General features: G+C 59.6%; 23 protein-coding genes and 1 pseudogene. 8 read left to right on the top strand and 16 right to left on the bottom strand.

Annotated features, from left to right (window positions below; genetic code table 11):
* Positions 1 to 105: 105 nt before the first annotated feature.
* The 7 genes from napC to ABVR31_RS05695 all read right to left on the bottom strand — a co-directional run bounded on the left by napC (position 106) and on the right by ABVR31_RS05695 (position 6,591).
* Positions 106 to 690 (bottom strand): cytochrome c-type protein NapC, encoded by a 585-nt coding sequence (gene napC / locus ABVR31_RS05725; RefSeq protein ID WP_031279803.1) that lies wholly within the window; start codon positions 688 to 690, stop codon positions 106 to 108.
* Positions 691 to 697: 7 nt separating this feature from the next.
* Positions 698 to 1,129 (bottom strand): nitrate reductase cytochrome c-type subunit, encoded by a 432-nt coding sequence (napB, locus tag ABVR31_RS05720; protein ID WP_058758336.1) that lies wholly within the window; start codon positions 1,127 to 1,129, stop codon positions 698 to 700.
* 11 nt (positions 1,130 to 1,140) lie between these two features.
* A complete protein-coding gene (napA, locus tag ABVR31_RS05715) occupies positions 1,141 to 3,627 on the bottom strand; it encodes a nitrate reductase catalytic subunit NapA (RefSeq protein ID WP_059011691.1) in 2,487 nt (828 codons plus the stop codon).
* Positions 3,624 to 3,902, bottom strand: coding sequence for a chaperone NapD (locus ABVR31_RS05710; RefSeq protein ID WP_021508051.1), 279 nt, complete (start codon positions 3,900 to 3,902; stop codon positions 3,624 to 3,626). The genes napA and ABVR31_RS05710 overlap by 4 nt, the downstream gene beginning before the upstream one ends.
* Entirely contained in the window at positions 3,892 to 4,362 is a 471-nt protein-coding gene (napF, locus tag ABVR31_RS05705; protein WP_058775675.1) for a ferredoxin-type protein NapF, read from the bottom strand. The genes ABVR31_RS05710 and napF overlap by 11 nt, the downstream gene beginning before the upstream one ends.
* Before the next feature lie 163 nt (positions 4,363 to 4,525).
* A complete protein-coding gene (ansP, locus tag ABVR31_RS05700) occupies positions 4,526 to 6,028 on the bottom strand; it encodes an L-asparagine permease (RefSeq protein WP_031279802.1) in 1,503 nt (500 codons plus the stop codon).
* Between the two features lie 290 nt (positions 6,029 to 6,318).
* Positions 6,319 to 6,591 carry a DUF1471 domain-containing protein gene (locus tag ABVR31_RS05695; RefSeq protein WP_058770823.1) on the bottom strand — a complete coding sequence of 91 codons (273 nt, stop codon included), beginning with the start codon at positions 6,589 to 6,591 and terminating at the stop codon, positions 6,319 to 6,321.
* 239 nt (positions 6,592 to 6,830) lie between these two features.
* Between ABVR31_RS05695 and narQ the strand changes: the two genes are divergently transcribed.
* The 3 genes from narQ (at position 6,831) to acrD (ending at position 12,505) form a co-directional block, all read left to right on the top strand.
* Positions 6,831 to 8,519, top strand: a complete 1,689-nt coding sequence (narQ, locus tag ABVR31_RS05690; protein WP_058758332.1) for a nitrate/nitrite two-component system sensor histidine kinase NarQ — start codon at positions 6,831 to 6,833, stop codon at positions 8,517 to 8,519.
* Between the two features lie 41 nt (positions 8,520 to 8,560).
* Positions 8,561 to 9,193 carry a response regulator gene (locus ABVR31_RS05685; RefSeq protein WP_058758331.1) on the top strand — a complete coding sequence of 211 codons (633 nt, stop codon included), beginning with the start codon at positions 8,561 to 8,563 and terminating at the stop codon, positions 9,191 to 9,193.
* A 195-nt stretch (positions 9,194 to 9,388) separates the two neighbouring features.
* Positions 9,389 to 12,505, top strand: a complete 3,117-nt coding sequence (gene acrD / locus ABVR31_RS05680) for a multidrug efflux RND transporter permease AcrD (RefSeq protein WP_215800764.1) — start codon at positions 9,389 to 9,391, stop codon at positions 12,503 to 12,505.
* Positions 12,506 to 12,613: 108 nt separating this feature from the next.
* On the opposite strand, the gene ypfM is transcribed toward acrD, so the two are convergent.
* On the bottom strand, positions 12,614 to 12,673 hold the full coding sequence (gene ypfM, locus ABVR31_RS05675; RefSeq protein WP_104085366.1) for a protein YpfM: 60 nt from the start codon (positions 12,671 to 12,673) through the stop codon (positions 12,614 to 12,616).
* 394 nt (positions 12,674 to 13,067) lie between these two features.
* On the opposite strand from ypfM, the gene ABVR31_RS05670 reads away from it, so the two are divergent.
* The 3 genes from ABVR31_RS05670 to ABVR31_RS05660 are packed head-to-tail and all read left to right on the top strand — an operon-like array spanning position 13,068 to position 14,777.
* On the top strand, positions 13,068 to 13,436 hold the full coding sequence (locus tag ABVR31_RS05670; RefSeq protein ID WP_372772060.1) for an ArsC family reductase: 369 nt from the start codon (positions 13,068 to 13,070) through the stop codon (positions 13,434 to 13,436).
* A gap of 1 nt (position 13,437) precedes the next feature.
* Positions 13,438 to 14,565 carry a succinyl-diaminopimelate desuccinylase gene (gene dapE, locus ABVR31_RS05665; protein WP_372772058.1) on the top strand — a complete coding sequence of 376 codons (1,128 nt, stop codon included), beginning with the start codon at positions 13,438 to 13,440 and terminating at the stop codon, positions 14,563 to 14,565.
* Between the two features lie 23 nt (positions 14,566 to 14,588).
* Positions 14,589 to 14,777 carry a YpfN family protein gene (locus ABVR31_RS05660; protein WP_021508042.1) on the top strand — a complete coding sequence of 63 codons (189 nt, stop codon included), beginning with the start codon at positions 14,589 to 14,591 and terminating at the stop codon, positions 14,775 to 14,777.
* Positions 14,778 to 14,844: 67 nt separating this feature from the next.
* Here ABVR31_RS05660 and ypfH read toward each other — a convergent pair whose 3' ends face one another.
* The 6 genes and pseudogenes from ypfH to dapA form a co-directional block, all read right to left on the bottom strand.
* On the bottom strand, positions 14,845 to 15,540 hold the full coding sequence (gene ypfH / locus ABVR31_RS05655) for an esterase (protein WP_021508041.1): 696 nt from the start codon (positions 15,538 to 15,540) through the stop codon (positions 14,845 to 14,847).
* A gap of 73 nt (positions 15,541 to 15,613) precedes the next feature.
* Positions 15,614 to 17,590 (bottom strand): tRNA(Met) cytidine acetyltransferase TmcA, encoded by a 1,977-nt coding sequence (locus ABVR31_RS05650; RefSeq protein WP_372772055.1) that lies wholly within the window; start codon positions 17,588 to 17,590, stop codon positions 15,614 to 15,616.
* Positions 17,590 to 18,454, bottom strand: a pseudogene (locus ABVR31_RS05645) (neutral zinc metallopeptidase). Before ABVR31_RS05645 ends, ABVR31_RS05650 begins: the two are co-directional and overlap by 1 nt.
* A 206-nt stretch (positions 18,455 to 18,660) precedes the next feature.
* Complete coding sequence (purC, locus tag ABVR31_RS05640) at positions 18,661 to 19,374, bottom strand: phosphoribosylaminoimidazolesuccinocarboxamide synthase (protein WP_031279423.1); 714 nt, start codon at positions 19,372 to 19,374, stop codon at positions 18,661 to 18,663.
* Between the two features lie 144 nt (positions 19,375 to 19,518).
* On the bottom strand, positions 19,519 to 20,550 hold the full coding sequence (gene bamC, locus ABVR31_RS05635; protein ID WP_372772053.1) for an outer membrane protein assembly factor BamC: 1,032 nt from the start codon (positions 20,548 to 20,550) through the stop codon (positions 19,519 to 19,521).
* A 14-nt stretch (positions 20,551 to 20,564) separates the two neighbouring features.
* Complete coding sequence (dapA, locus tag ABVR31_RS05630) at positions 20,565 to 21,443, bottom strand: 4-hydroxy-tetrahydrodipicolinate synthase (RefSeq protein ID WP_021506604.1); 879 nt, start codon at positions 21,441 to 21,443, stop codon at positions 20,565 to 20,567.
* A gap of 143 nt (positions 21,444 to 21,586) precedes the next feature.
* On the opposite strand from dapA, the gene ABVR31_RS05625 reads away from it, so the two are divergent.
* Complete coding sequence (locus tag ABVR31_RS05625; protein ID WP_081049393.1) at positions 21,587 to 22,153, top strand: glycine cleavage system transcriptional repressor; 567 nt, start codon at positions 21,587 to 21,589, stop codon at positions 22,151 to 22,153.
* Positions 22,154 to 22,295: 142 nt separating this feature from the next.
* Positions 22,296 to 22,763, top strand: a complete 468-nt coding sequence (bcp, locus tag ABVR31_RS05620) for a thioredoxin-dependent thiol peroxidase (RefSeq protein WP_021506602.1) — start codon at positions 22,296 to 22,298, stop codon at positions 22,761 to 22,763.
* Between the two features lie 57 nt (positions 22,764 to 22,820).
* On the opposite strand, the gene ABVR31_RS05615 is transcribed toward bcp, so the two are convergent.
* Together ABVR31_RS05615 and ABVR31_RS05610 are read right to left on the bottom strand one after the other, a co-directional pair.
* Positions 22,821 to 24,416 carry a sensor domain-containing diguanylate cyclase gene (locus ABVR31_RS05615; RefSeq protein WP_021506601.1) on the bottom strand — a complete coding sequence of 532 codons (1,596 nt, stop codon included), beginning with the start codon at positions 24,414 to 24,416 and terminating at the stop codon, positions 22,821 to 22,823.
* Positions 24,417 to 24,582: 166 nt separating this feature from the next.
* Positions 24,583 to 25,401 carry a phosphodiesterase gene (locus tag ABVR31_RS05610; protein ID WP_372773982.1) on the bottom strand — a complete coding sequence of 273 codons (819 nt, stop codon included), beginning with the start codon at positions 25,399 to 25,401 and terminating at the stop codon, positions 24,583 to 24,585.
* Between the last annotated feature and the right edge of the window lie 2 nt (positions 25,402 to 25,403).

The raw sequence follows: 25,403 nt of genomic DNA, 5'->3' as shown, positions 1-25,403 counted from the left end.
AGCGCGATAAATCGCGCCGCTACGATGTTGTGTGGTTTGCGGCTGCCTCAACCGGTCGGCACGAAAACCCTGATACCGCACCGGCAGGCGCGGCCAGGGTCGCGATCAAAAACCGTTTGGCTGGTCTTTCATATCCGGCAGATGGTGGGCAATGCCTTTGTGACAGTCGATACAGGTCTGTCCGTCCTGCACCGCTTTGCTGTGCATTTTGGCGGCGACCGTTTTCTGCGCGGTGAAGTCCATATAATCGAAGTTGTGGCAGTTACGACACTCCTGCGAATTGTTGTTCTTCATCCGGCGCCACTCGTTCTGCGCCAGCTCGATACGCGTCTCTTCAAACTTCTGCGGCGTATCAATCAGGCCAAAGATCTTGGCGTAAACCTCTTTACTCGCCTGGATCTTACGAATCATCTTCGGCCCCCACTCGTGCGGCACGTGACAATCCGGACAGGTGGCGCGCACGCCGCTGCGGTTGTTGTAGTGCACCGTCTGCATATATTCCTGATAGACGTTGTTGCGCATTTCGTGACAGCCAATACAGAACTGCTCGCGGTTAGTCATCTCCATCGCGGTGTTAAAACCACCCCAGAAGATGATGCCGCCAGCAAAGCCAAGAATCAGCAGCGTGCCGAGCGCCAGACGGCTGGGGCGTCGCCACCAGCGCCAGATACGTATAAGTTTCTGTTTCATCGCCACCTCACTGCCCAAAGCCGTCAGCCGGCTTAAAGGTGTTTTCCACCACCGGTTTGGCATCGGTCTGCGGCACGTGACACTGCAGGCAGAAGTAGCGACGCGGCGATACCGTGCTGCTCACCACGCCGTCGCGGTCGGTAAAGTGCGTCGGACTGACGCGCGGCGCGCCGGTGGTCAGATAGCTCTGGGTGCCGTGACACTGCAGGCAGCGGTTCACGTTCTTCGTCACCTGGTAGCCCTCCACGCTGTGCGGGATCACCGGCGGCTGATTAACATAGTTCAGCGGCTTGCGGCTCTGCTCTTTGGGCTGATGAATGGTGCCCTGCTGCGTTGCCGTCACCTCCGGTGACTGATTGAGATCGACGCCGTTATTAGCGTACACCACGCCGCCCAGCATCAGGGCGGCAACGGTTACAAGAGTGATAAAAGGTTTCATTGCATCCTGCCTCAGATTTTCACCAGCTTAACGGCGCATTTTTTGTAATCGGTCTGCTTCGACAGCGGATCGGTGGCGTCCAGCGTGATGTTGTTGGCCAGCACGCCGGCATCAAAGAACGGCATAAATACCAGCCCCTGCGGCGGCTGATTACGCCCGCGCGTTTCCACGGTGGCGAGGGTTTCGCCACGACGCGATACCACGCGCACCTTCTCACCGCGACGGAAACCGCGATCTTTGGCGTCCAGCGGATGGATATACAGCAGCGCCTGCGGCACCGCGCGGTGCAGTTCCGGCACGCGGCGCGTCATGGTGCCGGTGTGCCAGTGCTCCAGCACGCGACCGGTGCAGAACCACAGGTCATATTCGGCATCCGGCGCTTCCGCTGGCGGCTCGTACGGCAGGGCAAAAATGGTGGCTTTGCCGTCCGGCTTACCGTAAAAACGTACCCCCTCACCGGCTTTCACGTAGCTGTCGAAACCTTCACGATAGCGCCAGCGCGTCTCTTTGCCGTCCACTACCGGCCAGCGCAGACCGCGCGCCTCGTGATAGGTATCGAACGGTGCGAGATCGTGACCGTGACCGCGGCCAAAGCTGGCATACTCCTCGAACAGGCCTTTCTGAATATAGAAGCCGAACTCACGCGCTTCATCGTTGAGGCGGTCGTCGGCCACTTCGCTCAGCGGGAACTGATTCACCTGGCCGTTGGCATACAGCACGTCGTACAGGGTTTTCCCTTTCAGCTCAGGCTGCTGAGCAATCAGCGCCTCTGGCCACACGTCCTCAACGCGGAAGCGTTTGGCAAAGGTCACCAGCTGCCACAGATCCGATTTTGCCTCGCCCGGCGCTTTCACCTGCTGATGCCAGAACTGGGTACGGCGCTCGGCGTTGCCGTAGGCGCCCTCTTTCTCTACCCACATCGCCGTCGGCAGAATCAGGTCGGCAGACAGAGCGCTGACGGTCGGATACGGGTCAGATACCACCACAAAGTTGCGGGCATCGCGCCAGCCCGGCATGCGCTCCTGCGTCAGGTTCGGCCCGGCCTGCATGTTGTTGTTACACATCACCCAGTAAGCATTCAGCTTGCCGTCTTTCAGCGCGCGATCCTGCGCCACGGCGTGCAGACCGACTTTGGCTGGCACCGTGCCCTGCGGCAGCTTCCACAGTTTTTCAGCTAAAGCGCGGTGTTTATCATTGTTCACCACCATGTCGGCTGGCAGACGGTGCGCAAACGTGCCCACTTCACGCGCGGTGCCACAGGCCGATGGCTGGCCGGTGAGCGAGAACGGTCCGGTGCCCGGACGGGAAATTTTGCCGGTCAGCAGGTGGATGTTGTAGCACAGGTTGTTCGCCCACACGCCGCGCGTATGCTGGTTGAAGCCCATGGTCCAGTAAGAGACCACCTTCACATTCGGATCGGCGTACAGCTCCGCCAGCGCGATCAGCTGATCCTGCTCTACGCCGCTCATGGCGCTGGCTTTTTCCACCGTATATTCCGCGACAAATTGCGCATACTCATCGAAGCTGATTGGCGTCGACTCGCCGTTGTCCGGATTTTTCGCCGCCGCCTGCAGCGGATTGGTCGGGCGCAAACCGTAGCCGATATCCGTCACGCCTTTACGCAGCGTGACGTGATTCTGCAGGAAGGTTTTATCGACTTTGTTGTTCTGAATAATGTAGTTAGCGATGAAGTTGAGGATCGCCAGATCGCTCTGCGGCGTGAAGACGATGGCGTTATCGGCCAGCTCGAAGCTGCGGTGGCGATAGGTCGACAGCACCGCCACTTTGACGTTGTCATTGCTGAGACGACGCGCGGTCAGGCGTGACCAGAGAATCGGGTGCATCTCGGCCATGTTCGATCCCCACAGCACAAACGCATCGGCCTGCTCGATATCATCGTAGCAGCCCATTGGTTCGTCCATGCCGAAGGTGCGCATAAAGCCCACCACCGCAGACGCCATGCAGTGGCGCGCGTTCGGATCGAGGTTGTTGGTGCGGAAGCCGGCTTTCATCAGCTTTGATGCAGCGTAACCTTCCCATACGGTCCACTGGCCGGAGCCAAACATGCCGACCGATTCCGGGCCGTTGGCTTTCAGCGCCGCCTTAAACTTCGCTTCCATGATGTCGAACGCCTGATCCCAGCTTACCGGGGTAAACTCGCCGTTCTTATCAAATTTGCCGTCGGTCATGCGCAGCAGCGGCTGGGTCAGACGATCTTTGCCGTACATGATCTTCGGCAGGAAGTAGCCTTTGATGCAGTTCAGACCGCGATTAACCTCCGCCTGCGGATCGCCCTGCGAGGCGACCACGCGGCCATTCTGCGTGCCGACCAGCACGCCACAGCCGGTGCCGCAAAACCGGCACGGCGCTTTTTCCCAGCGAATCGGCTCCGCCAGGCTGGTGGCCGCTTTGGTCACGGTCGGAATGGTGAGACCGGCAGCCGTTGCAGCAGCAGCCGCCGCATTGGCCTTCATAAAATCACGACGACTCAGGTTCATGATGCTTCCTTACAGGGTTCTTCAATTTCGTCTTGCTGGTGATAAACCAGCGATACCGCCAGCACATCCGGGATGTTGCGGGTGGCTTCAATGTTGCTCAGCAGCGTGGCGCTGTCGGCCGCGCCCAGCGTTAGCGCCAGCGTGCCGCGTGCGGCATCTTCCGCCGCGATGTCGCTGTCGGCAAAGTTCAGTAGCGCCTGCCGCACCGCCGCGATCGCGGTCGGACGTGCCTGAATCACCAGGCCACATACGTGCCAGCTGTCGTTATTCGTCATGATGCAGTCCTGTGGCTGAGACCGGACACGGCGCGATACAGGCGCCACAGCCGGTGCAGTGTTGCGGAAGGATTTCCGGCTGGCCGATGCCGTTGGGCATCAGGCGAAAACGGATCGCCTGCTGCTCACAACTCTCCTGGCAGCTGCGACAGTTAACGCCGAGAAAAGCGATACAGCGGCTGTCGATGCGGATGCGCCGGCTAAAAGGTTCAGTGTCGCGCGGCTGAAACAGCGGCTGCGGGCAGACGTCGGCACAGGCAGCGCAAAAGGTGCATTCCCCCTGCAGAAAGTCGAGCTGCGGCGCTTCGCCAGCGGCGATGCGGATAATGCCGCTCTCGCAGGCTTCTACGCAGCGTCCACAGCCGTCACAGCCGCTCTCTCCCCGCCACCACGGCAACGCGATACCGCCGGCAGGCATGACGCGCTGCCCGGTAAAGAGTTCACGTCGCGACAGCGCCATCGGCTCACCTCAATGCGGGGATGTAGAGATGGTGCGTAAAATAACCTGAGGTTATGAAGGGCTATATCACCCGAAAGGTGTAATTCCCGATGCGGGATCAAGAGAAGGAGAATTGAAATAAAAACGGGGGCCGACTGGCCCCCGCAGGTGAGCATCGCTGCGATTAACGCGCGTTGTCTTCCGCCAGTTTAGGCGCCGCATCATCCTGATCGTCATGATGATGCTCGTGCTCTTTCATCGCTTCCGCCTGCACGCGCTTACGCACGCCAAACCAGCCGAGCACCAGCAGCACGGCAATCAGCGGAATTGAAGCAATGGTGTAAGTGCCGTTCGGGTAGTCAAACGCCATCAGCACCAGCACGCTCACCAGGAACAGCAGCGTCAGCCACGAGGTAACCGGCGCCCACGGCAGCTTGAAGCTGACATCTTCCGCTTTGCCCTCTTTGATGGCTTTGCGCAGACGCATCTGGCACACCACGATGAACGCCCACGAGGAGATAATCCCCAGCGACGCCACGTTCAGGACGATCTCAAACACCTGCGACGGAACGTAGTAGTTGAGCACTACGCCGATCACGTACACGCCGATGGTCACCAGGATACCGGCGTACGGCACCTGCTGCTTACTCATCTTCGACATGAACTGCGGCGCCGAGCCGCCCATCGACATTGAACGCAGAATACGTCCGGTAGAGTACAGGCCCGAGTTCAGGCTCGACAGCGCCGCGCTCAGCACCACGATATTCATCACGCTGCCAATGTAAGGCACGCCCAGTTTGGAGAAGAAGGTGACGAACGGGCTTTGTCCGGCCTGATAGGCGTTCCACGGCAGCAGCAGTACCAGCAGCACCACGGAGCCCACATAGAACAGGCCGATACGCCAGATCACGCTGTTAATGGCTTTCGGCAGCATGGTTTTCGGGTCTTTACACTCGCCCGCCGCCGTGCCCACCAGCTCAATCGAGGCGAAGGCAAACACCACGCCCTGTACCAGCACCAGCGCCGGCAGCAGACCGTGCGGGAATAGCCCGCCGTTGTCGGTGATCAGGTGGAAGCCGGTGGTGTTGCCGTCCAGCGGTTTACCGCTGCCGAGGAACACCACGCCGACAATCAGGAACACCACGATGGCCAGCACTTTCACCAGCGCGAACCAGAATTCCATCTCGGCGAACCACTTCACGCCGATCATGTTCATGGTGCCGACAATCGCCAGCGCGCCCAGCGCAAATACCCACTGCGGCACATCACCAAACGCGCCCCAGTAATGCATGTAAAGCGCCACCGCGGTGATATCGACGATACCGGTCATCGCCCAGTTAACGAAATACATCCAGCCCGCGACGTAGGACGCTTTTTCCCCGAGGAATTCACGCGCGTACGAAACAAAGCTGCCGCTGGAAGGGCGATGCAACACCAGCTCGCCCAACGCACGGAGAATAAAGAAGGAGAAGATACCGCACACCAGATACACCAGTGCCAGTGCCGGACCGGCCATCTGCAGACGCGCGCCGGCACCGAGGAACAGACCGGTACCGATAGCGCCGCCAATGGCGATCATTTGTACCTGACGGTTACCCATTGCTTTGTGGTAACCCGTGTCGTGAGAGTTAAGCCAGCGCCTTCTCGCAGCACGCTGTTCGGCTGGCGTTTTTTTAGTAGATTTCATAGCTTTCCTGTTTGTCCTGTCCATCAATCACCGCGTAACCAATCGATTGCGCCGGGCAGTGCGAAATGGGGTAAAACCGGCCCCTGAGCGGCGGAACGATGCCGCGCGGCGAGCCGGGAAATTACGGCGATGAATCCTACCCGTTCTGCATGAACGAAGCAAAATATACTGGCTGACTGCACGGGTTGATTTGTAATAATCCGTCGCGACGCACAAAAAAACCGGCCAGTGGGGTGGCCGGTAATCGGTGGCTACAGGAAAAAACTACCAGAGGGGAATAATGAAGGGCATTAACGGTAAATCTCGGCGCTGCCGCTCCACATGCTGGAATCGCCCGGATTCTGCATGCCGATGACGCGATAGTGGCTGGCGCCCATCTCTTCCGCTTTCTGCGACAGCTGACGGGTGGCGTCATCCAGCGAACCGCGCACGCCGCTCACCGAAACGGTGCCGCTGCTTTGCAGGTCCTGGGTTTGTGCCTCGCTCAACGGCGAGGCGGCAAAGGTAGTAAACGATGCGCTGGCAAGCAGTGCAGCAGTCATTACGGCATAACGTGTCTTCATGAGGTGCTCCTGTTGTCGTGCGGGAAAAGGGTTACGCGTCAAAGTATCGGCGAGCCATTGCAAACCAGGCTGCGCGGGCGGTAAAAGCGTTCAATATTTCGCCAGCCAAACGCCGGTAATCCAGGGAAACGTAAACCGCGGTGAGTTTCTCTGGTAAAAGTAACCAGATGTGTCAATTCCGCGCTCGCACACGCGCTGCGGCTGACTTATAATCCCCCGCTCTTACAAGGGTTATTATTGTGATAGTGAAACGTCCCGTTACCCGCACCATTGCCCGCGCGCTCAGCGCGATTGTGCTGCTGTCGCTGTTAACCACTGGCCTGGCGCTGATGACGCTCTCCAGCAGTTTGCGCGATGCTGAAGCGGTGAATGTCGCCGGCTCGCTGCGCATGCAAATCTACCGGCTGGCGTGGGACAGCACGCGCGATCCGCAGCAGCTGGCGCACCATATGCAGCAATATCAGCAGACGCTGGAGTCACCGGCGCTGCAGCATCTGGAGCGTCCGTGGGTGCCGATTGAGGTCAGCAGCCGCTATCGCTATCTGCGCGACAGCTGGCCGGTACTGCAAGAGACGCTGCAGCCGGCGCGGGCGCAGGTGTACCAGCAGCGCGTGGCGGGCTACGTCAGTGAGATTGACCGCTTCGTGCTGGCGGTGCAGCACTATGCCGAGCTGAAAATGCATCTGGTGGCCGCCAGCAGCCTGTTCGGCTTTCTGGCGATTGTCGCGCTGGCGCTGTGGAGCATTGGCTTTATTCGCCGCAACGTGGTGCGTCCGCTCGATTCGCTGGTCACCGCCAGTCAATACGTCGAGCAGGCCAACTTCAGTTTTCCGCCGCTTTCCGTGCATCAGCCCAACGAGCTGGGCGTGCTGGCGCAGGCGTTTACCACCATGGCGGAGCGGCTGCATTCGCACTATCGCCTGCTGGAGTGCGCGGTGCGCAATAAAACCGAAGATTTAACCCAGGCCAACCGCACGCTGTCGCTGCTGTATGAAAGCTCGCAGATTCTCACCGGCAGCCCGCTCAATCCCGAGCTGTTCCAGGGCCTGCTGCGGCTGGTGCAGCGACGGGAAGCGCTGGAGGTGCTGCAAATCGCCAGCGAGGATATCGCCTTCCAGGCCGGCGTGCCCGCCGACGATCTCAGCTGGCAGCGGCTGCCGCTGCAGCAGGAGGAGCAGCGCCTCGGCGAACTGTGCTGGCAAACCCGCCGCGCGCCGCCGGCCGATGAGCTGATGCACAGTCTGGCCAACATGCTGGCGCGTGCACTGTGGATCTGGCAGACGCAGAAGCAGTATCAGCAGATGCTGCTGATTGAAGAGCGCGCCACCATTGCGCGCGAGCTGCACGATTCGCTGGCGCAGTCGCTCTCTTTTCTGCGTATCCAGCTGACGCTGCTGCGGCGTAATGTCGATAGCAGCCAGCCGCAGGCACAGGCGATCATCGCCGATTTTGATCGCGCGCTGGCCGAGGCCTATCAGCAGCTGCGCGAGCTGCTCACCACCTTCCGCCTGAGCATTGAACAGGCCGATTTAGTGCAGGCGATGCAGGCGATGATCGCCCCGCTGCAGGAGCAGTCGCAGGCGGCGATTACCTTTGACTATCAGCCTGGCCTGCAAACGCTGGATGCCCAGCAGCAGGTGCACGTGCTGCAGATTGCGCGCGAGGCGCTGCTCAATGCAATTCGTCACGCGCAGGCGCAGCAGATTCAGATTCGCTATCAGCGTGTCGCTGATGATGAGCACCTGCTGACCATCGAAGATGACGGTTGCGGTATCAACAGCGTGGAAGAGCCGCCGGGCCACTACGGGCTGACCATCATGGCCGAGCGCGCGGCGCGTCTCGCCGGCAGCTTACTGATTACCCCGCAGGCGCAGGGCACCTGCGTCACGCTGCGTTTTCCCGCCCGCCCCGCGCACCGGCTGGCTTAACGCATTACACTTAGCAAATGGATTGAAACTCAGGAGAACCTATGGCTCACCCTTCCCTGTCTATTATGATCGTTGACGATCATCCGCTGATGCGTCGCGGTATCCGCCAGTTGCTGGCGCTGGAACCGCGTCTGGAAGTGGTGGCTGAGGCGAATAACGGTACCGAAGCACTGGCCGAAGCGCGCCGTCTGGCACCGGATGTGATTCTGCTCGATCTGAATATGAAGGGCATGTCCGGGCTGGATACGCTGAAAGCGCTGCGCCACGAGGGCGTCGCGGCACGCATTCTGGTACTGACAGTGTCCGACGCGCGCAGCGATATTTACGCCATGGTGGATGCCGGTGCCGATGGCTATCTGCTTAAAGACAGCGAACCGGAACTGCTGCTGGCGCAGGTAATGCGCGGCGCACAGGGCGAGAACGTGTTCAGCGAGGTGGTGGCAGAATATCTGGCGACCCGCCAGCCCAGCGCTAATCCGTTCAGACAGCTGACCGAGCGCGAGCTGGATGTGTTGCAGGAAGTGGCGCGCGGCTTATCCAACAAAGAGATTGCCGCCACGCTGCATATTTCGGAAGAAACGGTAAAGGTGCACATCCGCAACCTGCTGCGTAAGCTCGACGTCCGTTCCCGCGTTGCGGCAACGGTGCTGTGGCTGGAGAGTCGCAATGTGTGAGTGCGCACATAAAGCTGCTGCGACTTTTACACTTTCTCCATAATTTATCCACGATTCCCTAATTTGCCCCGCGTACAGTAAGCAGCAGCCGGAGTTTTCAGGATCGCCCTTGCACTCCGCCAGCGTGAAGCGCAGCGTGCGACACGCTTTTACTAATAACAAGTACAAAGTACGCAGCTGAGGAGTGTCGGTTTCATGTCGAACTTTTTTATCGACCGCCCCATTTTTGCCTGGGTGCTGGCTATTTTGCTGTGCCTGTGTGGCACGCTGGCCATTATCTCGCTGCCGGTGGAACAGTATCCGGATCTCGCGCCGCCTAACGTGCGCATCACCGCCAACTATCCCGGCGCATCCGCGCAGACGCTGGAAAACACCGTCACCCAGGTTATCGAGCAGAATATGACGGGGATCGATAACCTGATGTACATGTCCTCGAACAGCAGCAACACCGGCCAGGCGCAGATCACCCTCACCTTTACCGCCGGCACTAACCCGGATGAAGCGCGGCAACAGGTACAGAATCAGCTGCAGAGCGCGCTGCGCAAACTGCCGGCGGCGGTGCAGTCGCAGGGCGTCACGGTAAACAAAACCGGCGACAGCAACATTCTGATGATCGCCTTTGTCTCCACCGACGGCAGCATGGATAAACAGGATATTGCCGATTACGTTGCCAGTAACATTCAGGATCCGCTCAGCCGCATCGACGGCGTCGGCCAGGTCGATGCCTACGGCTCGCAATACGCCATGCGCATCTGGCTCGATCCCAACAAGCTGATTAACTACGCGCTAACCACCGACGATGTGGTCAGCGCCATCGAATCGCAGAACACCCAGGTGGCGGTCGGCCAGGTCGGCGGGTTGCCGTCGGTGGACAAACAGGCGCTGAACGCTACGGTTAACGCCCAGTCAATGCTACAGACGCCCGCGCAGTTTCGCGCCATTACGCTGAAAACCAACACCGACGGTTCAGTGGTGACGCTCGGCGACGTGGCCACCATTGCCATGGGCGCCGAAAAGTATGACTTTCTGAGCCGCTATAACGGCCAGCCGGCCTCCGGTCTCGGCATCAAGCTGGCCTCCGGCGCTAACGAGATGAACACCGACAAGCTGGTGCGCGCCCGTATTGCCGAACTGGCGCAATACTTCCCGCACGGGCTGGAAGCCAAAGTGGCGTTTGAAACCACGCCGTTCGTCAAAGCCTCCATTAAGGACGTGGTGAAAACGCTGCTGGAAGCGATCCTGCTGGTGTTTCTGGTGATGTACCTGTTCCTGCAAAACTTCCGCGCCACGTTGATCCCCACCATTGCTGTGCCGGTGGTGCTGCTCGGTACCTTTGCGGTGCTGTACGCCTGCGGCTTCAGTATTAACACCCTGACCATGTTCGCCATGGTGCTGGCCATCGGGCTGCTGGTGGATGATGCTATCGTGGTGGTGGAAAACGTTGAGCGCATCATGAGCGAAGAGGGATTATCGCCGCGGGCCGCCACGCGTAAATCGATGGGGCAGATTCAGGGTGCGCTGGTGGGCATCGCGCTGGTGCTGTCCGCGGTGTTTGTGCCGATGGCGTTCTTTGGCGGCACCGTGGGCGCTATCTATCGCCAGTTCTCCATCACCATTGTCTCGGCGATGGTGCTGTCGGTGCTGGTGGCGATGATTCTGACGCCCGCGCTGTGCTCCACGCTGCTCAAACCGCTGGCGCAGGGCCAGCACCATGGCCGGCGCGGATTTTTCGGCTGGTTTAACCGTCACTTCAATGCCAGCGCCGAACGCTACGAGCGCGGCGTGGCGCGCATTCTGCTGAAGAGCGGCCGCTGGCTGCTGCTCTACCTGGCGATTATCGGCGTGATGGCATTCCTGTTTATTCGTCTGCCTACCTCCTTCCTGCCGCTGGAAGATCGCGGCGTATTTCTTACTCAGGTACAACTGCCGCCGGGCTCGACGCTGCAGCAAACCTCGCAGGTGGTGGCAAAGGTTGAGGATTATTACCTGACTGCCGAAAAGGACAATGTGCTGTCGGTGTTCTCCACCATCGGTGCCGGTCCGGGCGGTAACGGACAAAACGTGGCGCGCCTGTTTGTGCGTCTGAAGGACTGGGAGCAGCGGCCAGGTCGCGATCGCACCTCGTTTGCCATCATCGATCGCGCCACCGCAGCCTTCAAAAAGATCAAAGAGGCACGCGTCATCGCCAGCAGTCCACCGGCGATCACCGGCATGGGCAGCTCCTCCGGCTTTGATATGGAGTTGCAGGATCACGGCGGCATCGGGCATACCGAGCTGATGGCGATGCGCGATCGGCTGCTGGCGCTGGCCGACAACAATCCGGCGCTGTCGCGCGTGCGCCACAACGGGCTCGACGACAGCCCGCAGCTGCAGATTGATGTCGACCAGCGCAAAGCGCAGGCGCTCGGCGTGTCGCTGGATACCATCAACGACACCCTGACCACCGCCTGGGGCTCAACCTACGTGAATGATTTTCTCGATCGCGGCCGCGTGAAGAAGGTCTACGTCCAGGCCGCACCGGAATTCCGCATGCTGCCAGGCGACATTAACAAATGGTATGTGCGCAACAACAGTGGCGGCATGGTGCCGTTCTCCGCTTTCGCCACCAGCCACTGGGAGACCGGTTCACCGCGTCTTGAACGCTATAACGGCTATTCGTCGCTGGAGATTGTCGGCGAGGCGGCTAACGGCGTCAGCAGCGGCACGGCGATGGATGAGATGGAGAAACTGGTGGCGCAGCTGCCGCTCGGCGTTGGCTTCCAGTGGACCGGTGCCTCCTATCAGGAGCGTCTCTCCGGCTCGCAGGCACCGGCGCTGTATGCAATTTCGCTGCTGGTAGTGTTCCTGTGCCTCGCGGCGCTGTACGAGAGCTGGTCGATTCCGTTCTCGGTGATGCTGGTGGTGCCGCTGGGCGTGGTGGGCGCGCTGGTCGCCACCTGGCTGCGCGGACTGGAGAATGACGTCTACTTTCAGGTCGGGCTGCTGACGGTGATTGGTCTGTCGGCCAAGAATGCGATCCTGATCGTCGAGTTCGCCAATGAGATCAACAGCAAAGGGCGTGAACTGCTGGAGTCGACGCTGGAGGCATCGCGACAGCGCCTGCGGCCGATTCTGATGACCTCGCTGGCCTTTATTTTCGGCGTGCTGCCGATGGCGATCAGCAGCGGTGCCGGTTCCGGCAGCCAGCATGCGGTCGGTACTGGCGTGATGGGCGGCATGATCTCCGCCACGGTACTGGCGATCTTCTTTGTGCCGCTGTTCTTTGTGCTGGTGCGCCGCCGCTTCCCGCTGCGGGCAAAGCCGCACGACTGAGGCTAACTCCGGGCAAATAAAAAGCCGCCATGATGAATGGCGGCTTTATTGATGTGTGCGGTAAGAATAACAGCAAGTTGGGAAGTGCCCTGCTTTTCTCTTCACGAATTACTTACGTAACATCGCTTCGATAAATTCTTTCCAGTTCCCCAGTTCGTGTTCAACCATAATACCCTCTCTTCTTGTAGTGGCGATTTTACGCCGTTTTTTTCTACAGGTGAATACGTTTCCACCTCTCATCACTATCGGCAACTACCACAGAAAGCTTGAATTTGCCGAAACTGCGGACTGACGCACATTTCAGCAACCTGTTAATGCGACTCATAAAAGCGCGGACTTAATCCGTCAGGCCCGTTTTTGCCGCCTAAGATAATTCTTAGATCGCTAATGATGCCGCAGGCGACAATTTCGCAGGTAAGTGAAAGCGTTTACTGGCCCTGATTAGCGGCGTTTATTGGCGTCGCGGCGAGATGAAAAACAGCGCTGCTGCGCGTCTGACCTCACAGCCCACGGCGCGCTATGATAAACTCGCGCTTTATTTAACACAGGACGGGAATACGCGATGACAGCGCAGTGGGTGATGTACGGAATTAAGAATTGCGACACCATAAAAAAAGCACGCAACTATTTGAGCACTTCCGGCATCGACTTTCATTTTCATGATTATCGCGCTGACGGGCTGGATGCGGCACTGCTGCAATCCTTTATCGACCAGCTGGGGTATGACGTGCTGCTGAACACGCGCGGCACCACCTGGCGTCAGTTGCCGGAAGCGGAACGCGATGCCATCCGCGATGCGGCCAGCGCCAAAGCGCTGATGCTGGCGCACCCGGCGCTGATCAAACGTCCGGTGCTGGCGGCGCCAGACGGTACATTGCTGGTGGGTTTCAAAGAACCCGTTTATCACGCCTTTTTTCAGGAGAAGTCATAACATGTTCTGTCCGGTTATTGAGCTGGCTCAGCAGCTTATTCGTCGCCCCTCGCTTAGTCCGGATGACGCCGGTTGCCAGGCCATGTTAATTGCGCGCCTGGAGGCGATTGGTTTCCACGTCGAGCCGATGCACATTGGCGATACGCTTAACTTCTGGGCCACGCGCGGCCAGGGCGAAACGCTGGCCTTTGCCGGGCACACCGATGTGGTGCCGCCGGGCGATGCCAACCGCTGGATCAGCCCGCCGTTTGAACCGTCGATTCGCGACGGCATGCTGTTTGGCCGTGGCGCCGCGGACATGAAAGGCTCGCTGGCGGCGATGGTGGTGGCGGCTGAGCGCTTCGTTGCTGCTCATCCCAATCATGCTGGCCGGCTGGCGTTTCTCATCACTTCCGATGAAGAAGCCAGCGCCGTCAACGGTACGGTAAAAGTGGTTGAGCGCCTGATGGCGCGCAACGAACGTATGGATTACTGCCTCGTCGGCGAACCGTCGAGCACCGAAGTGGTCGGCGACGTGGTGAAGAATGGCCGTCGCGGCTCCATGACCGCCAATCTGACCATTCACGGCGTGCAGGGCCACGTGGCGTATCCGCATCTGGCTGATAACCCGGTACATCGCGCAATGCCGGCGCTCAACGAGCTGGTGGCGACCGAGTGGGATCAGGGCAATGAGTTCTTCCCGCCGACCAGCATGCAGATCGCCAACATGCAGGCGGGAACCGGCAGTAACAATGTGATCCCCGGCGAGTTTTTCGTGCAGTTTAACTTCCGCTTCAGCACCGAACTGACCGATCAGATGATCAAAGATCGCGTGGCGGCGCTGCTCGATCGCCACCAGCTGCGCTACACGCTGGAGTGGAATGTGTCCGGTCAGCCATTCCTGACTTCACGCGGCAAGCTGGTGGATGCGGTCGTCAACGCCGTGGCGCACTATAATGAGATCAAGCCGCAGCTGTTAACCACCGGCGGCACCTCTGACGGGCGCTTTATTGCCCGCATGGGCGCGCAGGTGGTGGAGCTCGGCCCGGTGAATGCCACTATTCATAAGATCAATGAGTGCGTGAAAGCCTCGGATTTGCAGCTGCTGAGCCGGATGTATCAGCGCATTATGGAACAGCTGATCGCCTGATGGCACCTTGAAGGAGAAACCTCATGGAATGGTTAAAAGAGTACTGGTGGGTGATTGTGATTCTGCTGATGGTGGGCGTGCTGATGAACGTCTATAAAGACCTGAAGCGCATCGATCATAAAAAATATATGGATAACAAACCGGATCTGCCACCGCATCGCGATTTCAACGATAAGTGGGACGATGACGACGACTGGCCGAAGAAGAAGTAGTCGCCGCTGATCGTTTAAAGTACAAGGTCGCCCCGCACGGCGACCTTTGTTTTATGGCGCGCCGGTCTCACACCATCATCACCACATCGTCGTCGCCCGGCTTCGCCCCGCTCAGCGCCTCATCAAAATAGCGGCGCGGCACGGTATAGCGCAGGTGATTCAGCGCCAGCTGCATGCTGCGTTCATCAATTGCGTGCGGCAGATCGTCAACGATATCCAGCGTCACATCGCCGCCCAACGCGGTTAAGCGCTGCATCGCCGCTTCTGCATGCTGCATCGGCACCTGCTCGTCATAATCGCCGTGAATCAGGTGGATAGTGTTGCGCGTGCTGGCCTGCTCCGGCAGTGTGACGTAGCGGCCGCTAAAGGCCACCACGCGTCCCGCCAGATCCGGCTGGGCTTTTACGCCTTCCAGCACCATGGTGCCGCCCTGCGAAAAACCGACCAGCGCGGTGGCTTCCGGCCGCACGCCGCTCTGCTGCTGCCAGTGACGCACCGACTCGACAAAGGACGGCATCACCGCATCCACGCCCTGCTGCTGCGAGCGGTCGTGTTCCGGTATCTCGGCATACCACTGGCGGCCCTGCGGCGCGCTGGCCGGATAAGGTGCGCCCACCGACACCACCTGCGCCTGCGGAAACGCCTGCGCGAACCAGCTGCCAATCTGCGCCATCGAATCGGGGTTGTCGTTCACGCCGTGATACAGCAAAAACAGCTGCGCGGCGTTATCCGGTTGCTGAACAATTACATATCGTAGTGCCATAACGTCCTCCTCAAATCACTATACGCCGCTGACGGCAAAGTGATATTGGGAAAATTTGAACGAGATAATGGATTTATTGCAATGTGCCGAGGCGCTGCTGCCAGTGCTGCGCGGCAGCGGCATCCAGCATGATGAGTGCGTCAGCCGCCTCCGCGCGCAGCCTGAGCATCAGCGCTTTACGCCCGCTCACGCCGGCCAGCCGTGCCGCTTCACTCAGCGTTTGTTTTTGTTGCAGTATGGCACACAGCAACGGTGGCGATGCGACACCCGCCAGCCGCTGCAGCACCGGATAGCTGGCTTCATAGGGCCGCTGCGCCCAGGCAAACGCGGCCAGCAGCGGCCAGTCGTCGGCGCTGAGGGATTGATGGTCGGCGGACGACAGGGTCAGCGGCACCGCGATCAGCTTTTGCAGCCACGGCCAGTCGCGCGCCAGACGCTGCGCGGCGCGCTGCTGCAGGGCTTCACCGGCTGGCGTCAGCGCACAAATCGCCATCGCCGCATAGCAACCGCTGCTGGCTTCGCGCTGTGAACCGATACGCACCAGGGTAAAGCCGCAGGCGCGCCAGAACTGCCACAGCGCTGCGGTGTAGCCAAAGCTCACCGACAGATAGTCCGCGCCCTGCGCCTGCTGCCGCGCCGTCGCCACCAGCGCACCACCAATACCGCGCTGGCGCTGTGCGGCCTGCACGGCAATGCGGCTGATGCGCAGCGAACGTAACGTCGCCGCTTCAGTAAAACCGGCATGTGCCGCTAATGACTGCGCCACCAGATTGCCGCGCGGACGACGTAAGCCGGCCCACACCGCCTGCGCCAGCGCGGCATCCAGCCCGCCCTCTTCCACCAGCCACAGCGCGCCGGTGACCTGCTGTGGCTGCCCGGCCAGCCAGAAATGCATGCCGGGTGCATCCAGCATACGTCGCAGATCGAGCGGCGAGGTGCGATAGTGGGCGCTCGCCAGCAGACGATAGCCGGCCTGTAAGGCGTCGGCGTGCTGCGCGGGCGTGGCGGCAAAAATCGTTGTCTGCGCGGGTGCTTCGCAGGCTTCGGCCTCAGCAAACAGCAGCGCCGCGCTCAGCCACTGCTCCAGCGGATCCTGCGCCGACCAGCGCAGCGGCTCATCCAGCGGGAAGTAGCGCACCTGCGGCAGCGTGGCGCAGAAACGCAGCATGAAACCGCGCCCGGTACCTTCGTAGCCCTGCACCGTGGTGGTCAGCAAAACGCGCGGAAAACGCTGCACCAGCTGCTGTAACAGCGGCGCGGGGATGGCCGCGGCCTCATCCACAATCAGCCATTCCGCCAGCGGCTGAGCCTCCTGCGGCTGAGCGAGAATCGCATCCGGGGCCATAAAGCTAAACTGCTCAGCGGCGAACTGCGCCAGCACGTCCGTCGCGGCTTTGGCCGGCGCCGTCACCAGCGCGCTTTGCGTCTGGCGCGCCAGCATCCCCGCCAGCGCCGATTTACCGCGACCGCGCGGGGCGATGATCACCGCGACACCGGGCGGCATGGCGCACAGCTGGCGGACAATCTGCGCCTGCTGCTCGGGGGCGCGACATTGCCACGGCGCGAAGGGCTGCGGCGCCGGCAGGCGCGGCGTCTGGTGCTGACGCAGCAGCATCACCTGCGCATCCAGCAGGATATGCTGTTGCAGATGGTGGATGAAATGCGGCGTGGCGATGGGCTGGTCGACATCGGCCCAGCGCAGGCTGTCGCGATCGGGCTGCGCCGGCCAGGCGTTCCAGTCTGGCGTCAGTAACAGCAGCCAGCTGCCGGCCCGCAGCGTCCCGGCCAGCGCGGCGAACGCTTCCGCGTGAAAGCCGTGGCGCGCATCGAAAATGGCATGCCGGAATTCCCGGCCCAGCAGGGTACGCAGCGCCGCAGGCGCGACGCGCTGCGGGAAGTCATCGCTGTCGCTGACAGTTAACCAGTCACCGGGCAGTGCGGCCTGCCATGTGGCCGCCTCATGGCGCGCCCAGCCAGCTTCACCGGCTATTACGCACAGACGGCGGATACCGGCTTGCTGCATCGCCGCCGTCAGTTCAGCGTGCAACATCAGTTACTGGCGAAGGTGTTGCACTGGCCCGGATTGCCGCTGTCAAAACCGCGTTTGAACCAGGTGTAGCGCTGCTGTGAGGTGCCGTGAGTGAAGCTGTCCGGCACTACGCGCCCCTGACTTTGCTGCTGCAGACGATCGTCGCCAATCGCCTCGGCGGCGTTCAGCGCTTCCTGCAAATCGCCCACCTCAAGAATGTTCTCCTGCTGCATATAGTGACCCCAGACGCCAGCAAAGCAGTCCGCCTGCAGCTCCATCTTCACCGACAGTTGATTCACCTGCGCCTGCGTAGCGCCCTGCTGCATCTGGCGCACTTTGGGTTCGATACCCAGCAGTTTCTGCACGTGATGCCCTACTTCGTGAGCGATGACATAACCCTGGGCAAAATCCCCCCCGGCTCCGAGTTTGGTTTTCATGTCGTCATAGAAGGAGAGATCGATATATACCGTCTGATCGGCCGGGCAGTAGAACGGCCCCATTGCCGACTGGCCGGTACCGCAGTTAGTGCGCGTTGCACCGCGATACATCACCAGCTTTGGCGGTGCGTATTGTTTGCCCATCTGCTGGAACAGTTTGCCCCAGGTATCTTCGGTGGTGGCGAGGATTACCGAGGTGAATTTGGCCGCCTCGTTATCCTGCGCCGAATTGACCTGACGCTGCTGCTGTTGCGACACCGGCGCGCCGCCTTCCAGCAGCGCGGTGAGGTCGTAGCCGTAATAGCCAGCGACCGCGACCACAATCAGCAGAATAATGCCGCCCTTGCCGCGCGGCAGACGAATCTGGCGTCCGCCAGAAGCTAAAACCCGGCGAATCGCCGCGACGATCTTCCACATTGTCGCTTTCACGACGCCCTTGCCAGCGCATGGCCTGCTCCTGTTATCAATGACTTTTGCATGATTTTAGTTGGCGGCAGAGGTTAGTACCAGCAATGCGATGCCAGCGGAGCGAGATTGCGCGCAGGGCGCAGCGTGAAGGCCGTAAACAGACAATAAAAAAGGCCGCCAGCCAGGGCGACCTTCATGCGCTGAGAGGTTTGCGTCCGAACTACCTTGACGCACACCGGCAGAGGCTTAGTCCAGTTTGACACCCAGACGGTGTGCCACTTCTTCGTACGCTTCGATCAGGCCGCCGAGGCTCTGACGGAAACGGTCTTTGTCCATCTTGTCCATGGTCTCTTTGTCCCACAGACGCGCGCCGTCTGGCGAGAATTCGTCGCCCAGCGTCACTTCACCTTTGAACAGACCGAACTCCAGCTTGAAGTCCACCAGAATCAGGCCGGCATCATCAAACAGTTTGCTCAGCACTTCGTTGGCTTTGAAGGTCAGCTCCTGCATGCGCGCCAGGTTAGCCTTGCTCACCCAGCCAAAGGTTTCGCAGTACGATTCGTTGACCATCGGGTCGTGTTTGGCGTCATCTTTCAGGAAGAGATCAAACAGCGGTGGATTGAGCAGCATGCCCTCTTCCACGCCCAGACGTTTCACCAGCGATCCGGCCGCCCGGTTGCGCACCACGCACTCTACCGGCACCATCTCCAGCTTTTTCACCAGCGCTTCGTTATCAGAAAGCAGCGCTTCCATCTGGGTCGGAATGCCCGCTTCCTGCAGTTTGGTCATGATGAAATGGTTGAACTTGTTGTTCACCATCCCTTTGCGATCAAACTGCTCGATTCGTGCACCGTCTCCTGCTGACGTATCGTTGCGGAATTCAAGTACCAGCAGATCCGGATTGTCGGTGCTGTATACGGTTTTCGCTTTACCGCGATACAACTCAGCTCGCTTTTGCATCTTGTTAACTCCAAACATGAAAGAACCCGTGTTCAGCGGTGTTTCACCGCGCGATGACTGCCTGACGCAATCGTTTACCTCGCCGGGCGCTATTATGCCAAAACCAAAACAAAAAGGCCGGAGAATCTCCGGCCTTTATTGCATTTATTTGTTCAGTGCGCCCTGCAGGACCGCCACCAGCGCATCATTCTGCGCCTGGGTGAGTACGTGTCCTTTCGGATCGATGAACTGCAGGCTGCTGCGGTTATCGAGATCGCCCACCTGCAACTTGTAGTCGCCGTTTGGCAGTTCCGGATCTTTCGCGTCGATGGCGTCAAACGCGCTGCTGCCCGGCTGCTTGTAGGTCACTTTCAGACTGCCCTGCGAGCGGTTGTCATCGGTAACTTCCATGCCCATACGCTTCAGCGCCGCCGGCAGGCGCTGCCAGGTGACGTTAAACGGTGAGCGCAGCACCAGCAGTGGCAGGCCGGTGTCGTCCGCGCCGCTCTGGACATCAATCTGTCCGCTGGCACGTCCGGCAGCCGCATCCTGGCTGGCGGTATCGATCTTATCCAGACCGGTGCTGATGTCATTCAGCATCTGACCGGTATAGCGCTGAACCTGGACCGGCGTGGTGACCGTCTGGCCCTGCTGCTGCAGTTCCAGCAGACGTACGGTCAGCACCTGCTGATATCCCTGGTTCTGCACGCTGATCTGGTAACGGCCGCGATACTGGTTATCTTCGTCAGCACGGTTCCACTGTACCCAGTCGGTGGTGAGCTGCTGCGCCGCATCATCACGCTGGGCAACCGGGAATTTGTACGACTGCACCACGTTCACCACCTGCGACCAGATGGAGCCACGGCTGCTGTCAACCGCCAGCACGCCGGTATTACCGGTGAACTGCGCGCGGGTGCCGTTCATCAGCGCCAGCGGCTGCGCCGGCGGACGGATGTCGAGCTCTTTACCCAGCGCGCCTTTCGCCACGCTGTGCGGCACATCGTAATCACCATTCTGCAGCGGCAGAATCATGCCCGCCGGGGCTTTTAAATCATGCAGTTCAGGCGCCTGCAGGTAAGATTCATCACCGCTGACCTGGCGCTTATAACGCTGATCGCTGGAACAAGCTGTTAGCAGCATCAGGGTGGAGAGGCCCACCACGGTTGCCAGCGTCGAGCGCTTAACTGAATAACTCATTGATTCTCCCTAAATTATCGCAGACCCGCCTGGATCAGCGCCTGCGCGGTTTTCGCCTGACCGGCTTCGGTCAGCGGCGTCATCGGCAAGCGCAGCGTGTCATCGGCGATTAATCCTAGCTGTTTCGCGGCCCATTTCACCGGGATAGGATTCGGTTCACAGAAAAGCGTCTGGTGCAGGTGCATCAGACGCTGATTCAGGCGACGCGCTTCGGCAAATTTGCCCTCTTGTGCCAGCGCACAGAGTTCAACCATTTCACGTGCTGCAATGTTAGCCGTGACCGAAATAACGCCTTTGCCGCCCAGTTGCATGGAGTCCAGCGCTGTCGCGTCATCACCGCTGACAATAATGAACTCATCTCCAACCAGCTGTTGGATCTGCGAAATACGCGATAAGTTCCCGGTGGCCTCTTTGATTCCGATAATATTTTTGATTTCAGCCAGGCGGGCAACGGTTTCCGGCAGCATGTCACAGCCGGTGCGTGACGGGACGTTATACAGCATCTGGGGCAGATCGGTGCTTTCGGCGATCGCTTTGAAGTGCTGGTACAGACCTTCCTGCGTCGGACGGTTGTAGTACGGGGTCACGGTGAGGCAGCCGACTACGCCGGTGCCGGTAAAGCGTTTTGTCAGAGAGATCCCTTCGGCGGTGGCATTCGCGCCGGTCCCGGCAATCACGGGAATGCGGCCATCGGCCAGCTCCAGGGTTTGCATCACCACATCGCCATGCTCTTCATGGCTGAGGGTCGCGGATTCGCCGGTGGTGCCAACAGAAACAATCGCCGCCGTACCGCTGGCGACATGATAATCAATCAGTTTTTTCAGACTTGCGCGGCAGACATCACCTTTTTCATTCAAAGGCGTAATGAGCGCAACAATACTTCCGGTGAACATGGGCTATCCCCTCGACAAACAAGTGCCTCATGTTACGTTTTCCGCCGAAAGAAAAGCAAGCGAGCCACGCCATTACCGCGCTTGTCAGCAGTTTTTTTTATGTTTACCTTATGGTTATTAGCGAACGTACAGGAAACGCCATTTTGCCGCAGTCACAGCCGCACCATCTGGTGATCACCGCTCTGGGCGTTGATCGTCCGGGTATCGTCAATACCATTACCCGCCACGTCAGCAGCTGCGGTTGCAATATTGAAGACAGCCGCCTGGCGATGCTGGGCGACGAGTTCACCTTTATTATGCTGCTCTCCGGCAGCTGGAACGCCATTACCCTGATTGAATCGACCCTGCCGATGAAGGGTGCCGAGCTGGAGCTGCTGATCGTGATGAAGCGCACCAATGCGCGCGTCACGCCGCCGATGCCCGCCACCGTCTGGGTACAGGTGGAAGTGCCGGACTCACCGCATATCATCGAACGCTTCACCGATCTGTTCGATAAACATCAGATGAACATCGCCGAGCTGGTGTCGCGCATTACGCCCGCCCAGGACGACGAGCCGCCGGTGCTCTATATTCAGATGACCGCGCACAGCCCGGCGAATCATGCCAGCGCGCCGTTTGAGCAGGCTTTCCATCGGCTGTGCGAAGAACTGCATGCACAAGGTTCAATTCGCCTCTATAGTGTCACCGACGACGCGCACAGCGCCGTCTGAATCAGGCTCCGGGTTATTCCGCCACACACTCTGCCGCGCCGGCATACCGTGTAGTGAAATAACCCTGAGGTAAACTCCACCTGGCGCTTTTGCCGCTGATGGTGTATTACCCACAGCATGAAGAAAAAAATGGAGAGTTGTGATGAATCCACTGAAAGCCGGTGACACCGCACCGAAATTTAGCTTGCCCGATCAGGATGGCGAACAAGTAAATTTGGCCGACTTCCAGGGACAGCGCGTTCTGGTCTATTTCTACCCGAAAGCCATGACGCCGGGCTGCACCACGCAGGCATGTGGTCTGCGCGATAACATGGATGATTTAAAGAAGGCGGGCGTGGAAGTGCTGGGCATCAGCACCGACAAGCCGGAAAAACTGTCTCGCTTTGTCGAGAAAGAACTACTCAACTTCACCCTGCTGTCGGATGAAGATCATCAGGTTTGCGAGCAGTTTGGCGTCTGGGGTGAGAAGACCTTTATGGGGAAAACCTACGACGGCATTCACCGCATCAGCTTCCTGATTGGCGGCGATGGCAAAGTGGAGAAGGTGTTCGACGATTTTAAAACCTCGAACCACCACGATATCGTGCTTGATTACCTGAAATCAGCCTGATTACCAACGGGTGCCCGCCAGGCACCCGTTTTTTTATCCTGCTGTGACGCTGCCCGGTTAATAACGCGAAACCGTGCTGGCCAGCGCTTCCTGCCCGGCGATCACCACGCAGTTACGTCCGGCGTTTTTCGCCTGATACAGCGCATCATCGGCCTGCTTCAGAATCTGTTCCTGACTGCCGTGCGTCGGCTGCCAGCTGGCGATACCAATCGAAATCGTGATCTGCCCGACCGGATCAATCCAGCCGCCGGCAATGCTGGTGCGCACGCGCTCCGCAATCACCCGCGCTTCATCAGGGGCGGTGGCGGGTAGCAGCATCAGAAACTCTTCGCCGCCGTTGCGGCACACCACGTCGGTCTGACGCGCGCTCTGGCGCAGCGTGCGCGCCACCTGTTTGATCACCTCGTCGCCAACATCATGCCCGAAGTTATCATTCACCCGCTTGAAGTGGTCAATATCCAGCGCCAGCACGGCAAACGGCTGCTGCATGGTATCGAAATAGTCGAGCACCGCGCTCAGGCCGCGGCGATTGAGCAGGCTGGTCATGGGATCGCTCTGCACCTCTGACTTAAGCCGGCCGATTTTATCCTGCACCAGACCAATGCCGGTGAGCAGCGCGCGCTTCACCTGCGCCGCTTCAAAGTACCAGGCGCGGATCACGCCAATTTCCCCGGAAACGCCCTGGGTATCCATCTGGCTGGCTTTACGCGCCAGCTGCCACAGCGGCAAGGCGATCAGCCGGGCCAGAATCACCGCCACCAGCAGCGTCAGCAGCGCAAACGGCACCGAATTCTTCAGCACCTGGAGCAGCAGCCCGGAGAGCGGCGCCAGCGTGACGTTTGTCGGTTTAAGCGCCACCACCATCCAGCCGGTGGTGGGCACCACAGCGTAGCCCGCCAGCTTCGCGGTACCCTCTTCCGTCAGCTGAACTTCGCCATTGCTGTGCTCCTGGCGCTGACGATCGCTGACGATGCCCGGCACGTTTTTGCCAATCAGCTGATTGTTCTGGTGATACAGCACGCGGTTTTCGCGATCCAGCACGTAAACATGGGTGCCGTCACGATAGTACTGCTCGCCGAGCAGCACGTTAAGAATGCTTTTTTTCTTCAGATAAATAGTGCCGCCGACGTAGCCAAGATAGCGCCCATCGGTGCTCCACACCGGCCAGGAAACAAACACCAGCAGGTTATTGGTGGCAGAAATGGTGGGCCGGCTGACCATCGGCTGGCGCTGCGCCAGCGCTTCGCGCGAAGACTGGCTGGTGAGCTGCATGCCTTTCAGCATCAGCGATTCCGGCGAAATGGCTTTAATCACGCCGTTGCTGTCGACAATCGCCACCGAGTTAAAGCTGCTGGTCTGTTCGCGCAGTCGGTTCACTTCCTGCTGCAGCAGTTCGGGATTGTCGAAATCTTTACCCAGTTGATTGGCGCTGTAGTGCAGCTGCGACTGCGCCAGCTGGAAAAACACTTCGGTGGTGGCCGCCAGTTTGGTGGCGTAAGCGCGATTGGCTTCAAGGGTGCTTTCGATCAGCACCATGCGCTGTACGCGCCAGGTGGCGTACAGCGTATTAGCCAGTGTAATGACGATACTGGTGATCGCCAGCAGCGCAATCAGCGTGCGCAGATCAGTTTTTGGCCGGATGCGCGTTAACATGGCGCAACCGCCCTGGTGAGTAGCTTCATAAGTTAGCGTGCCTGACTATCTTGTTATAATTGGAGGTGTTTACCCTGGTGAGGTAACAGACAATTGTACACCTCTGAGCCAAATTGACTACGACGCAGCCCCTCAGGAACGCTTTTTTATTGTGCTATTACTGGTGCTAATCAATTAAACCCTGCGCATCGTAAAACGGCCACGGTCCTGGATAATCGCCGATCGCGCACAGATGCGTACTCATCCCCTGCTGCGGCTGCCAGCGATGCAGCAGAAAACCGGGCGGTTCCAGCACAAAGTTCGCCGGACCGTGGTCACGCAAATCCAGTGCCACCTGATGCGACACACCGGGCGCCACGCAGGCCAGCGTGCCGGCAAAACGCGCCTGCACCGAGCGGTGCAGGTGACCGCTCAACACCCGTTCCACCTGGGGATGCTGACCAACGATGGCAGCCAGCGCCGCCGGATTGCGCAGCGGCTGCCGATCCATATGGCCAATGCCGCTCAGGAACGGCGGATGATGCAGCAGCACCAGCGTCGGCAAATCCGGTTCACGCGCCAGCTGCTCTGCCAGCCATTGCAGCTGTGCGTCATCGACGTAGCCCCATGGCTGATGCGGTACGCTGGAGTCGAGCGCCAGCAGCTGCAGATGATTCACACGCATCTGCCAGTTGAGCGTTTCGCCGTGCTGCAGGTAGTGATGCTCCGGAAACGCGGCGCGCAGCTGCTGGCGATCGTCGTGATTGCCCGGCATCAGCAGGAACGGCAGCTGCAGATGGCGCAGCGCCTCGCGCAGCGTCTGGTACTCTTCCGCAGTGCCAAAATCCACCAGGTCGCCGGTAATCACCACCGTATCCGGTCGCGGCACCAGCTGATTCAGCGTGTCGATCACCCGCAGCAGCGCAGCGTGCGTATCCACTTTTTTATAGGAGAGACGGCCATGGGCCTTGATGTGTAAATCGCTGATTTGCGCAATCAGCGTCATTG

The organism is Pantoea sp. WEP (assembly GCF_041678305.1).
GTDB lineage: Bacteria > Pseudomonadota > Gammaproteobacteria > Enterobacterales > Enterobacteriaceae > Pantoea > Pantoea dispersa.
The sequence above is the reverse complement of the archived record's forward strand: the minus strand, read 5'-3'. Positions and strand labels throughout refer to the sequence as shown.